Raw genomic sequence first — 11,499 nt, 5'->3', positions numbered from 1 at the left:
ATTTCTCTACTTATTTCCATGCTCTGCAAGTTGACGCATAATCTTTACTTCATGTGGTGTTAAAACTCTTCCATCACCGGCGTTTAAACCTTTTAAATTTAAAGGTCCAAATTCAATACGCTGCAATTTTGATACTTGGTAGCCAAAGTGTTCAAACATACGACGCACTTGTCTATTTCTTCCTTCAGAAATTGTGATTTCAACCAGCGTCGTATTTTTTTCTTTGTCTTGACTTTTAATTTTTACTGCTGCTGGTTGTGTCATTCCGTCCTCTAATTGAATGCCACGTTCTAGCGATTTCACTTCTTCACGCATTAAATAACCTTTCAGCTTTGCAACATATTTTTTTTGAATTTTGTAACGTGGGTGCGTCATTAAATTTGTGAAATCTCCATCATTAGTAAGTAGCAATAATCCAGAAGTGTCATAATCTAAACGACCCACTGGATAAATACGTGTTTCGAGTTGTTTAAAGTAATCTGTGACTACTGTTCTACCTTTGTCATCTGAGACACTTGTTATAACTTGTGACGGTTTATAAAATAAAATATAAATTTTATCTTCTTGTTCAATTTTCACGCCTTCAACTTCAACAGTGTCTGATGGACGTACTTTGGTACCTAATTCTGTTACTGTTTGCCCGTTCACTTTAACTTTTCCTTCTGCTATTAAAGTTTCTGCTTTACGGCGTGAAGTATAGCCACTATTTGCAATACGTTTTTGTAATCTTTCTTGTTCTTTATTCATCATTTTCTCCTTTTTGATTTACTAAGTTACTAAAGAAATCTTCAATTTCTGCTTCATCTTCTTCAGTTGTAGGGAGATCTTCTAGTTTTTCAATTCCAAATATATTTAAGAATAATTCTGTAGTATAAAGTTGCTGACTTCTGGAGTCAGTTTCATTTTTAGCCTCTACCATACCTCTTGCGATCAAAGTTTTTACAGCGCCATCAGAATTAATGCCTCTAATCATTTCTACATCACTTCTTGAAACAGGCTGGTTGTAAGCAATTATTGATAAAGTTTCCATCGCAGCTTGTGATAATTTCATTTTGGCTTTTTGTTGAACGAGAAGTTCAATATAACTTGAAGCTTCCTTTTTCGTCGTTAATACATAAGTATTTCCGAAATGTTGTATACATAGACCTGGAGATGTAAAATCTTCAACCAATTCAGTTAGTATTTGTTGGTCTATTTCTAGTATATCTAATATTTGGGTTTCATCTAAACCTTCGTCACCTGCAGTGTATAATAAAGCTTCTAATTTACCTGTGTCATTCAATGCCATAGTTAACTCCTCTAACGATATTGATGTCTTCAAAACTCTTCACTTGTTCTATATTTACGATGCCTGATTTTGACATTTCTAAAATAGCTAGAAAGTGTGTGACTACAAATTCAATGGGTTCTGTAAAGTTAAACAAACTGAAAAAATTAAAGGAAGCTTCTTCTTTCAATCTTGTATGAACCTGTGATGTTGCTTGTTGAATCGTAAATGTTTCTTTGTGTATTTCTACTGTTTTAGGCTTATTAAATTCAACTCTATTTTTAACTTTTTGATAAGCGATGATAAGTTCAGTCAAATCAATAGTTTGATTTTCATCCCATTGTTCGGTCGTTTCAATAGCAGATAAGTCTGTTGGATGTTTTGAATAGTAGTGTTCGCGTTCTAAGCGATGTTCATGTAATATTTCTGTATATTCCTTATAATTTTGATATTCAATTAGCCTTTCGACCAAATCTTCACGAGGGTCATCCTCAAGGTCTTCGGCTTCAGCCATTTGAGGTAGAAGCATTTTACTTTTAATCATCAATAATTCAGATGCCATGACCAAATATTCACTAGCTATGTTTATTTCTAGATGATTCATTTCGTGTATATATTGCATATATTGCGCTGTCAAAGATTTCATAGGTATATCATAAATATCAATTTCGTACTTTTGTATAAGATGCAATAATAAATCTAAAGGTCCATTAAAGGCATCTAATTTGACTTCATACATTTTATCAACCTCAAATTACTAGTTATGTGCGTTTTTCACTAAAATATTATAGCATGTTTATAGTAAACATTTAAATTTGGAGCGGTTTAACAATGGAACAAGCATTAATAGAATTTTATTATCAATTTCATATCAATCAACATTACTTTCTATGTCACGATATATTAGAAGAAGCGTGGAAAGCGCAACCTCGATATAGTAAAGAAGATGATGTGGTGAGTTTAATCTTATTTTCAACTGCTTGTTATCATTATCGAAGAGGTAATACAGTTGGCGCAAAAAGATCGGCACAAAAAGCATTGAGCATCATCAACCTATTTGATAAAGAAGTACATTTAGGATTAAAGTTAGAGGAATATCGGAGCGAGATTCAGCAACTTATATTTAATATCGAGCGTAAACAACCATTCGAACCCGTGCATTTGCCTCTAACAGAAGATATGGTTTGTTTAATTATAAAACATTATCCTGATTTTACATTTAATGTGGAACCGGCTGTTGATAGTTATATTATAAACCACCATTTAGAGCGTGATAGAACTGAAGTACATCGTGCGCGTCATTACGCCTTGATGGAAAGACAACAAAACCGCCAAAATAATAAATGACGGCTTAGATAAACAGTAATATTTGCATGAATGATGAGGTTCAACTGAAAATCTAAACAATAAAACACAGACTCGTTATTTACTGGACGAATCTGTGTTTAAGCACGTGGATGGTAAGCATTATACATTTTTCGTATTTGTGATTTTGATACATGTGTGTACAATTGTGTTGTAGAAATATCAGAATGGCCTAACATTTCTTGAACGGCACGTAAATCTGCGCCATTTTCTAATAAGTGAGTTGCAAAGGAATGTCTTAAGGTATGTGGTGTAAGTGTTTTATAAATTTGTGCTTTGATACCGTTTTGTTTAATCATTTTCCACAAAGCTTGTCTTGATAAGGGTTTCCCATGCATATTTAAAAATAATGTATCGGTTACTGTTTTTTTCAACAACTGTGGTCTCACTGTTTCCATATAAGTTTCAAGATAATCTATCACTGTTTCACCTAATGGAACAATTCGTTCTTTGTTTCCCTTACCAAAGACCTTAACAAATCCCATAATAATATTGACATCCTCAACTTTTATTTGGATGAGTTCTGACACCCTCATACCTGTGGCATAGAGTAGTTCTAACATCGTTCGATCTCGGTAGCCATTATTTTTAGATAAATCTGGAGCTTCTAACAATGCGAGTACTTCGTCTACTTCTAATACGTCTGGTAACTTTTTATCATATTTAGGCGTTTCAATCAGAACAGTAGGATCTTTCGCAGCATATTTCTCTCTAAGTGCAAATTGATGAAAACTACGTATCGTCGAAATAAAACGTGCAAGTGATTTTGCTGAGATACCTTGGTCTTGCAAGTAACCTAAACTCTGCTGAATCGTTTGTCGATCAACAAAATCGATATGGCTAATATTTTGTTCTTCTAGAAAAGACTGATACTTTTTTAAATCTCTTTTATATGCACCGATTGTATTTGCGCTCAATCCCTTTTCCAATTGGATAAATTTCAAATATTCTTCTATAATAACATTCACGTTATCGCCTCACCTTTACCAATTAGAGCAATTCTCAATTTGGATTATACTTCAAATCTATAGCATAGATGATAAGGTTGGACGATAATTAACCACGTGATTACCACACTGAGTAGTCATGAGTAATTTGAGTCTCTATCCTATCCTTATTCATCGTATTTACTTTCCTTTAGATTGACAATCTGAACAAACACCATGAAATGTTAAACGGTGATCAGTTATACGAAAGTTGAAATCATGTTCGACCTTTTCTTCAACTTTAGGTAACAAGTCTTCTTCAATTTCTTCAACTTTACCGCATTCCATACAAACGAGATGGTGGTGAAAATGCTTCGCACCTTCTTTTCTTAAATCAAAACGAGAGACGCCATCACCGAAATTAATCTTGTCGACTACCTTTAGTTCTGCAAGTAATTCAAGTGTACGGTATACAGTCGCTAAGCCAATTTCAGGCGCTTTATCTTTTACTTTCAAATATACATCCTCAGCACTTAAATGATCTTTTTCGTTTTCAATTAAGACTCTTAATGTCGCCTCTCTTTGTGGCGTTAATTTATAAGATGACTGCTGTAATTGTTGCTTCACGCGATTTAAACGTTCTTCCACGGAAGCTTCACCTCTACTAATAATTATAATCATTTTAATTTGTCGAATGATTTATAACTATAAATTACCAGTAATTGATAAGATTATCAAGTACAGGCCTATTTTTATTTAAAATGATTATAATTAAGCAATAAATGTTGAATAGCTATGATGGTTTTAGCATCTTCCACTTCATTGTCATCTAATAATTGTTTTAATTCTTCAAGTGAATATGTTTCTAAGTTGATAAATTCGTCTTCATCTAAATGCATTTCACCTGTTTTTAAATCTTTCGCTAAATAAATCGTTACTTTTTCATTTGAATATCCAGGAGACCCATACATTTCCGCAATGAGTTCTAAGTTCTCTGCAATATATCCCGTTTCTTCTTCTAACTCTCTTTTTGCTGCTGCTTCTCGTTCCTCGCCTTTTTCTAATTTACCGGCAGGTATTTCTAACAACGGTTTCTCAGCTGGCTTACGGAATTGTTTTACAAATATAACCTCAGATTCAGGAGTTATCGCACAAACTGCAACTGCCCCATTATGAAATATTAATTCTCGTTTTGATTCTTTGCCATCTGGTAGAGCTACATCATGTACTTCTAAATCTATAATACTTCCTTGATAGATAGGTGTACGTTTTAAAGTTTTTTCGAAGAGTTCCATTGTCATCACGTTCCTTTTATTTATTTAATGTTATTGTTAAAATTAATATGTTGTCGCTTTATGGAGGCAGATTATATAATCAAATTATGTATTTATATAATGTTTTCTTGGCGAAATAAACAGGTACAATAAAATGGTAAACAAATTTAAATAATCTTTATGATTTTAGTGTATCGAAAGGAGAAAAGACATGCAAAAGAATGTTTTGAAAAGTGGTATTGAAATTTCAGAGGTTGGTCTTGGTTGCATGAGCCTAGGTACAGATAAAAAACAGGCTGAACCAATAATTGAAAGAGCAATCGATCATGGCATCACTTATTTTGATACAGCTGATATTTATGATAAAGGTGTAAATGAAGAAATCGTCGGAGATGTTTTAAAAAAATATCAAAATAGAGACGATATCGTTATAGGAACTAAAGTTGGTAATCATTTACAAGATGATGGTTCTACATTTTGGGATCCATCTAAAGCCCATATTAAAGATTCAGTTAAAGAGTCTTTACGTAAATTGCATTTAGATCATATAGATTTATATCAACTACACGGTGGTACTATTGACGATCCAATGGATGAAACAATTAGTGCCTTCGATGAATTAAAACAAGAAGGTACCATCCGTGCTTACGGAATCTCATCTATTCGCCCAAATGTAATCAATTATTACTTAGAACATAGTGATATAGAAACGTTAATGTCCCAATTTAATTTAATTGATAATCGCCCAGAATCATTATTAGAAGACGTAGCGGCTAAAAATGTAAAACTACTTGCACGAGGACCTGTATTTAAAGGTTTATTAACATCAAAAAGTAATGATGCACTAGATTCAAAATTTGCTGACGGTATTTTTGATTATAATTATCAAGAACTAGGAGAAACAATTGCATCAGTTAAAGAAATTGAGAATAATTTAACTGCTTTAACGTTTAACTATCTAGCTTCTCAAGATGCATTAGGAGCAATCATTGTAGGTGCAAGCTCTGTAGAACAATTAGATGAAAATATTAAAAACTACGAATTCTCTAAAAAACTCAACCGTGAAAAAGTAAAAGCAGCACGTGCACGCGTTAAAAATTTAGAATATACACAACACTTAAAATAAATTAAAAAAGAGAGTCTGAGACAAAAAAATGTCTCAGACTCTTTTTCAATTAATGGGACTACAAAATCTCTAACAGAAAATTCGATTTCGGTCCTACTCCCTTTTTTTATTGTTGAATAAGAAAGTAAAATTATTTTCGAAAAATCGTGGCGCAATATTATATACCTTTAACATGATATGCATCCATTTAGGTTCATTTATCTCTTTTTTATGATGAATCATTGCTTGAATTATTTTAATTGCTAAATCATCTGCATCGAGCATCATATGTTGATATTTTTTAGCATAATTTAAAGTGGGGTCTGCTTTTTCATGAAAAGGTGTAGCGATTGGACCCGTATTTACTGTTAATACGTGATAGTCTTGGTGTTCTATGCGTAATGCATTTAATATTTGGTTAAATGCTGATTTACTTGCGCCATAATGTGCTGCATGCGCTTGTGTTAAAAATGCAGATTGACTTCCTATACCTACAATAGTCGGATGTTGAGATAAACAAGGTCTTAAAGTTGAAAGTAATAAATTAAAATGTATTGCATTTAATGTATAAGTCTCAATCATTTCTTCTTCACTGTGTTCTTCAATAGATTTAAAGTATCCTACACCTGAACTATAAATAATGCCATCAATTTTATGATTAGAAAAATGTGTTTTTAAATCAACAATATTTTGTTTTAATTGTAAATCACATTTGATGAATGTGACTTGATTACTACTTATTTGTCTTAATTTGTTAGGATTTCTCGCTAATACTGTAACGTGTGCCCCTTTTCCGATTAATTGCTTTAAAATAGCATACCCTAAACCACTCGTACCACCAGTTAGTACATAATGCTTCCCTATCATTGTGCACACCCCTTTCTATATTAAATAGTTAGATATATTATATATGATAGTAAACACGATTGTCATTGTCCCTTTTAAAGACTAGCCAAGTTTTTATACTATGTTAATATAGAATCATAAAACTTTGAGGGAGCGTGTTTAAGTCATGAAATTAGTATTCTATGGTGCAGGTAATATGGCACACGCCATTTTTTCTGGCATAGTGAAATCAGAAATGGTAGACCCAAAAGATATTTATTTAACTAACCGTTCAAATGAAGAGGCACTTAAATCATATGTTGATGAATTAGGGGTTAATTATAGCTATGATGATCAAGAACTATTAAAGGACGCCGATTATATATTTTTAGGGACAAAACCATATGATTTCGACTTACTTGCTGAACGTATCAGACCTTATATTCAAAGCGATAATAAGTTCATTTCTATAATGGCAGGTCTACCTATACTTTATATTAGAGAACAACTTCAATCAGATAATCCAATTGCTCGAATTATGCCAAACACAAATGCTCACGTAGGACATTCAGTCACTGGTATTAGTTATTCTAATAATTTCGGACCTAAATCAAAAGATGAAGTTGATGAACTCATTAATTCATTTGGTTCAACTGTTGAAGTATCCGAAGATAACTTACACCAAGTTACAGCAATTACAGGTAGTGGACCTGCATTTTTATATCATGTATTTGAGCAGTATGTTACTGCTGGAACACGATTAGGTTTGGAAAAATCACAAGTCGAAGAATCTATTCGTAATTTAATTATAGGGACAAGTAAAATGATTGAGCGTTCAGATCTCGGCATGGATCAGTTACGTAAAAATATTACTTCTAAAGGTGGCACGACACAAGCGGGATTAAATACACTATCTAAATATGATTTAGAAAGTATTTTCGAAGATTGTTTAAAATCTGCAGTAGATAGAAGTGTTGAACTATCAAATCAAGATGATGAAAGTAAGTAAGTTTTCACATTGAAATGTTAATAAACAATAGCCAACCCAATTGAAATTAAGTTTTTGGGTTGGCTTTTATTTTTCTGTTAATTTTTAATAGTTTTTTAAAATTGATATGAATCGAAGTCTTTTACGAAAGCAAATGGTGGTGTTTCTGGTCTGGATTTAATCTCACTTTCTATTTCTTCAACTTCTTCTAAAGTGTATCGATTACTTAAATGTGTAATCAAACTATAGTCAACATTTGCTTCGTCAATTAAATCAAATACATGATTAATGTGACTGTGATGATATCTTTTAGCTAAAGTCATATCACCCTCTATATATGTACTTTCGTGCACCATTACTGTTGCATCTTGAGCGATAGATTTTTCATTAATACAAGGCATTGTATCTCCAAAAATAGCTATCACAGGTCCTTTTTTTGCATCACCTTTAAACTGATTTGAGTCGTAAATTAAACCATTATATTCAAATGTTTCGTTGTTTTTAACTTCTTGATATTTCGGACCTGGTTGAAGACCTATCGCTTTAAGTGCTTCTACATCAATTTTACCTGAAGTGTAAGGTACTTCTACGCGATATCCAAAGGATGGTATACCATGATGTAAAATTTGCGCTGTAACACTAAAACCGTTATGTTGATATGATAAATGATCTTCTATTTCTATGTAAGTAATCGGATAGTTTAATTTAGATTCAGATAATGATAAATTAGTTTCGATATAGGATTTAATCCCTTTAGGACCTATAATTGTAAGTGGTTTACCTTCTCCACCTTGGAATGAACGGCTAGTTAGCACTCCCGGTAACCCAAATATATGATCACCATGCATATGCGTTATAAATATATGGTCTACTTTACCTAGCTTTATTGAATGATGTAAAATCTGATGTTGTGTACCTTCTCCGACATCAAACAACCATATACTGTTCGCGTAAGGTTCTAAATTTAATGCTATGGCTTGCGTATTTCTTTCTTTAGTTGGTAGACCCGCACTTGTACCAAAAAACGTTATCTCCATGCATATGCCTCCTCTTCTCCACATATTTTATCATATACAAACATCAAAAATATATCGAATTTTAAAGCTTTTAAGCAAAATTATATGAACCATTATTAATATTGTTCTATAATGAGAACAGATTTATAAAAAGAATTGAGGTTTTGATCTTGAATACTAGAAATAAGGATATACCATGCCTAATTACGATATTTGGCGCTACAGGTGACTTAAGTCACAGAAAGTTATTCCCATCATTATTTCATCTTTATCAGCAAGAAAATTTAAATGAACATATTGCTATCATTGGAATTGGTCGTAGAGATTTAACCAATGATGATTTCCGTAATCAAGTGAAATCATCAATTCAAGAACATGTTAAAGATACAAAACACCTTGATAAATTCATTACGCATATCTTTTACCATAAACTAGACGTAACAAATAAAGCTAACTATGAATCACTTTTAGAAGTAAGTGAACGTTTAGATCAACAGTTCCAATTACAAGGTAATCGATTATTTTACCTCGCAATGGCGCCTAAATTCTTCGGAGTTATATCTGATTGTTTAAAATCTGCCGAATTAACAAATACAAAAGGTTTCAAACGTTTAGTGATTGAAAAACCGTTTGGCAGTGATTTAGAATCTGCCAAAGTATTGAATGATCAGTTACGTAAATCATTTTCTGAAGAAGAAATTTACCGAATTGACCATTATTTAGGTAAAGATATGGTTCAAAATATTGAAGTGTTACGTTTTGCTAATGCAATGTTTGAACCATTATGGAACAATAAATATATTTCCAACATTCAAGTCACTTCTTCAGAGAAATTAGGTGTAGAAGAACGTGGCGGTTATTATGATTCTAATGGCGCATTAAAAGACATGGTACAAAATCACATGTTACAAATGGTTGCGTTATTAGCGATGGAGCCTCCTATTAGTTTGAACAGTGAAGATATTCGAGCTGAAAAAGTAAAAGCCTTAAAGTCATTAAGAATGTTTGAAAATGATAAAGTGAGACACAATTTCGTACGTGGTCAATATGATGCAAGCGAAATAGAAGGACAACCGGTTCAAGGTTATAGGGACGAAGATAGGGTTGATAACCAATCTAACACCCCCACTTTCGTAGCCGGTAAATTGACGATTGATAACTTTAGATGGGCTGGTGTTCCTTTCTATATCCGTACAGGTAAACGGATGACAAGTAAAACAATCCAAGTCGTTGTAGAATTTAAAGAAGTCCCAATGAATTTATATTATGAAACTGACAAAAAGTTAGATTCTAATTTACTCGTTATCAATATTCAACCAAACGAAGGCGTATCATTACATTTGAATGCGAAACGTAATATTCAAGGAATAGATACAGAACCAGTACAATTATCTTATGCTATGAGCGCTCAAGATAAAATGAATACGGTAGATGCTTACGAAAACTTATTATTTGACTGTCTGAATGGTGATGCGACAAACTTCACACATTGGGAAGAATTAAAATCAACTTGGAAATTTGTTGATGCGATTCAAGAAGAATGGGATCAACATGAACCAGAATTTCCAAATTATAAAGCTGGTACAAATGGACCATTAGAAAGTGATTTATTATTAAGCAAAGATGGTTATCATTGGTGGGACGGCATAAATTAAATTAGTTTGAATCGGCAACACATGTGTAAAATTACATATGTGTTGTCGCTTTTTTATTAATGTCGTTTTGTGGTATCATTTATATTATTAAATGAGATAAATGACGATTTTATTAATAAATCTGATTAAAGAAGACAATTCGAACTTTAAAAATGTAATTTAGCATAATATGAATACAACAAATGAATTTACAAGTTTTTGGATTAATTAGGAGTGAAAGTATTGGACGTTATCAAACAAATACAACAGGCAATTGTGTATATTGAAGATCATTTGCCAGACCGAGTTCAATTACAAGAACTCAGTGATTACGTTAACCTTTCACCTTTTCACCTTGATCAATCATTTAAAATGATTGTCGGACAATCACCGAGCGAATATGCACATGCACGTCGAATGACCTTGGCTGCAAATGATTTAATTCATGGTTCAAGTCGGTTAATCGATATTGCAAAGAAATATAAATATAAAGATGCCAATGCGTTTGCCAATGATTTTAGTGACTTTCATGGGGTTTCACCTATTCAAGTGAATACTAAGCGTGATCAATTAAATATGAAATCAAGGTTGTATATTAAATTATCAGTTACTGAGCAATCCCCTTATCCTTATCGCTTAGAACAAAATGAAGGTATATCGCTAGTCGGATATTCAAAGTATCTCGATGCTAGCGAGTTAGAAGATCCATTTAAAGTACCAGATTTATTAGAAGATTTACAATTTGACGGCATTATTGATGATATAAAACGCTACAACGATATAAGTCCTCATGAATTATTTGTCGTTAATTGTCCTTTGGATGAAGGTATGGAAATATTTGTTGGTGTACCAAGTGAACGTTATCCTGACCACTTAGAGAGTAGGTTTTTACCAGAAAGGCAATATGCAAAATTCAATCTACAAGGTGAACTTGATTACGTAGTCAACGAAGCATGGTATTATATCGAAACAACACTTCAAATGACATTGCCATATGAACGTAACAGTCTTTATATCGAAGTATATCCGTTAGATTTTTCTTTTGAGGATAGTTTCAATAAAGTGCAATTATGGATGCCAGTAAATAAGAAAAATTAAT

The 11,499-nt window shown here is 32.5% G+C and carries 13 protein-coding genes; 5 read left to right on the top strand and 8 right to left on the bottom strand.

Annotated features, from left to right (window positions below):
- Positions 1 to 6: 6 nt before the first annotated feature.
- The 3 genes from NGI30_RS05160 to NGI30_RS05150 are packed head-to-tail and all read right to left on the bottom strand — an operon-like array spanning position 7 to position 2,006.
- Positions 7 to 747, bottom strand: coding sequence for a pseudouridine synthase (locus NGI30_RS05160; protein WP_251520775.1), 741 nt, complete (start codon positions 745 to 747; stop codon positions 7 to 9).
- A complete protein-coding gene (scpB, locus tag NGI30_RS05155) occupies positions 740 to 1,288 on the bottom strand; it encodes an SMC-Scp complex subunit ScpB (protein WP_251942928.1) in 549 nt (182 codons plus the stop codon). The genes NGI30_RS05160 and scpB overlap by 8 nt, the downstream gene beginning before the upstream one ends.
- The gene (locus NGI30_RS05150) at positions 1,275 to 2,006 is read right to left on the bottom strand and encodes a segregation and condensation protein A (RefSeq protein WP_251520770.1); all 732 of its coding nucleotides are present in this window, start codon (positions 2,004 to 2,006) and stop codon (positions 1,275 to 1,277) included. The genes scpB and NGI30_RS05150 overlap by 14 nt, the downstream gene beginning before the upstream one ends.
- Before the next feature lie 92 nt (positions 2,007 to 2,098).
- Between NGI30_RS05150 and NGI30_RS05145 the strand changes: the two genes are divergently transcribed.
- Complete coding sequence (locus NGI30_RS05145; protein ID WP_251520768.1) at positions 2,099 to 2,614, top strand: DUF309 domain-containing protein; 516 nt, start codon at positions 2,099 to 2,101, stop codon at positions 2,612 to 2,614.
- 98 nt (positions 2,615 to 2,712) lie between these two features.
- Here the strand turns inward: NGI30_RS05145 and xerD are convergent, their stop codons facing one another.
- The 3 genes from xerD to NGI30_RS05130 all read right to left on the bottom strand — a co-directional run bounded on the left by xerD (position 2,713) and on the right by NGI30_RS05130 (position 4,853).
- Positions 2,713 to 3,600, bottom strand: a complete 888-nt coding sequence (xerD, locus tag NGI30_RS05140; RefSeq protein WP_251520765.1) for a site-specific tyrosine recombinase XerD — start codon at positions 3,598 to 3,600, stop codon at positions 2,713 to 2,715.
- Between the two features lie 159 nt (positions 3,601 to 3,759).
- Entirely contained in the window at positions 3,760 to 4,206 is a 447-nt protein-coding gene (gene fur, locus NGI30_RS05135; RefSeq protein ID WP_251520762.1) for a ferric iron uptake transcriptional regulator, read from the bottom strand.
- A 104-nt stretch (positions 4,207 to 4,310) separates the two neighbouring features.
- Positions 4,311 to 4,853, bottom strand: coding sequence for an NUDIX hydrolase (locus NGI30_RS05130; protein WP_251942926.1), 543 nt, complete (start codon positions 4,851 to 4,853; stop codon positions 4,311 to 4,313).
- Between the two features lie 190 nt (positions 4,854 to 5,043).
- Between NGI30_RS05130 and NGI30_RS05125 the strand changes: the two genes are divergently transcribed.
- Positions 5,044 to 5,958, top strand: coding sequence for an aldo/keto reductase (locus tag NGI30_RS05125; RefSeq protein ID WP_251520757.1), 915 nt, complete (start codon positions 5,044 to 5,046; stop codon positions 5,956 to 5,958).
- Positions 5,959 to 6,051: 93 nt separating this feature from the next.
- Here the strand turns inward: NGI30_RS05125 and NGI30_RS05120 are convergent, their stop codons facing one another.
- Entirely contained in the window at positions 6,052 to 6,804 is a 753-nt protein-coding gene (locus NGI30_RS05120) for an SDR family NAD(P)-dependent oxidoreductase (RefSeq protein WP_251942924.1), read from the bottom strand.
- 145 nt (positions 6,805 to 6,949) lie between these two features.
- On the opposite strand from NGI30_RS05120, the gene proC reads away from it, so the two are divergent.
- The gene (gene proC / locus NGI30_RS05115; RefSeq protein WP_251942923.1) at positions 6,950 to 7,771 is read left to right on the top strand and encodes a pyrroline-5-carboxylate reductase; all 822 of its coding nucleotides are present in this window, start codon (positions 6,950 to 6,952) and stop codon (positions 7,769 to 7,771) included.
- 95 nt (positions 7,772 to 7,866) lie between these two features.
- Here proC and rnz read toward each other — a convergent pair whose 3' ends face one another.
- Entirely contained in the window at positions 7,867 to 8,787 is a 921-nt protein-coding gene (gene rnz, locus NGI30_RS05110; protein WP_251520748.1) for a ribonuclease Z, read from the bottom strand.
- 149 nt (positions 8,788 to 8,936) lie between these two features.
- Between rnz and zwf the strand changes: the two genes are divergently transcribed.
- Positions 8,937 to 10,421, top strand: coding sequence for a glucose-6-phosphate dehydrogenase (gene zwf / locus NGI30_RS05105; protein ID WP_251942921.1), 1,485 nt, complete (start codon positions 8,937 to 8,939; stop codon positions 10,419 to 10,421).
- A gap of 222 nt (positions 10,422 to 10,643) precedes the next feature.
- Positions 10,644 to 11,498: an AraC family transcriptional regulator gene (locus NGI30_RS05100; protein WP_251520743.1), complete on the top strand. Its 855-nt coding sequence runs from the start codon at positions 10,644 to 10,646 to the stop codon at positions 11,496 to 11,498.
- Position 11,499: the final 1 nt, after the last annotated feature.

The sequence above is a fragment of the Staphylococcus sp. Marseille-Q5304 genome (assembly GCF_943737015.1).
In the GTDB taxonomy this organism is placed as follows: domain Bacteria; phylum Bacillota; class Bacilli; order Staphylococcales; family Staphylococcaceae; genus Staphylococcus; species Staphylococcus hsinchuensis.
The sequence above is the reverse complement of the archived record's forward strand: the minus strand, read 5'-3'. Positions and strand labels throughout refer to the sequence as shown.

Bases quoted from the DNA above. Each gene is read 5' to 3' on its own strand.
- NGI30_RS05160 (WP_251520775.1), bottom strand. From the start codon at position 747: ATGAATAAAGAACAAGAAAGATTACAAAAACGTATTGCAAATAGTGGC.
- scpB (WP_251942928.1), bottom strand. From the start codon at position 1,288: ATGGCATTGAATGACACAGGTAAATTAGAAGCTTTATTATACACTGCA.
- NGI30_RS05150 (WP_251520770.1), bottom strand. From the start codon at position 2,006: ATGTATGAAGTCAAATTAGATGCCTTTAATGGACCTTTAGATTTATTA.
- NGI30_RS05145 (WP_251520768.1), top strand. From the start codon at position 2,099: ATGGAACAAGCATTAATAGAATTTTATTATCAATTTCATATCAATCAA.
- NGI30_RS05130 (WP_251942926.1), bottom strand. From the start codon at position 4,853: ATGGAACTCTTCGAAAAAACTTTAAAACGTACACCTATCTATCAAGGA.
- NGI30_RS05125 (WP_251520757.1), top strand. From the start codon at position 5,044: ATGCAAAAGAATGTTTTGAAAAGTGGTATTGAAATTTCAGAGGTTGGT.
- NGI30_RS05120 (WP_251942924.1), bottom strand. From the start codon at position 6,804: ATGATAGGGAAGCATTATGTACTAACTGGTGGTACGAGTGGTTTAGGG.
- proC (WP_251942923.1), top strand. From the start codon at position 6,950: ATGAAATTAGTATTCTATGGTGCAGGTAATATGGCACACGCCATTTTT.
- rnz (WP_251520748.1), bottom strand. From the start codon at position 8,787: ATGGAGATAACGTTTTTTGGTACAAGTGCGGGTCTACCAACTAAAGAA.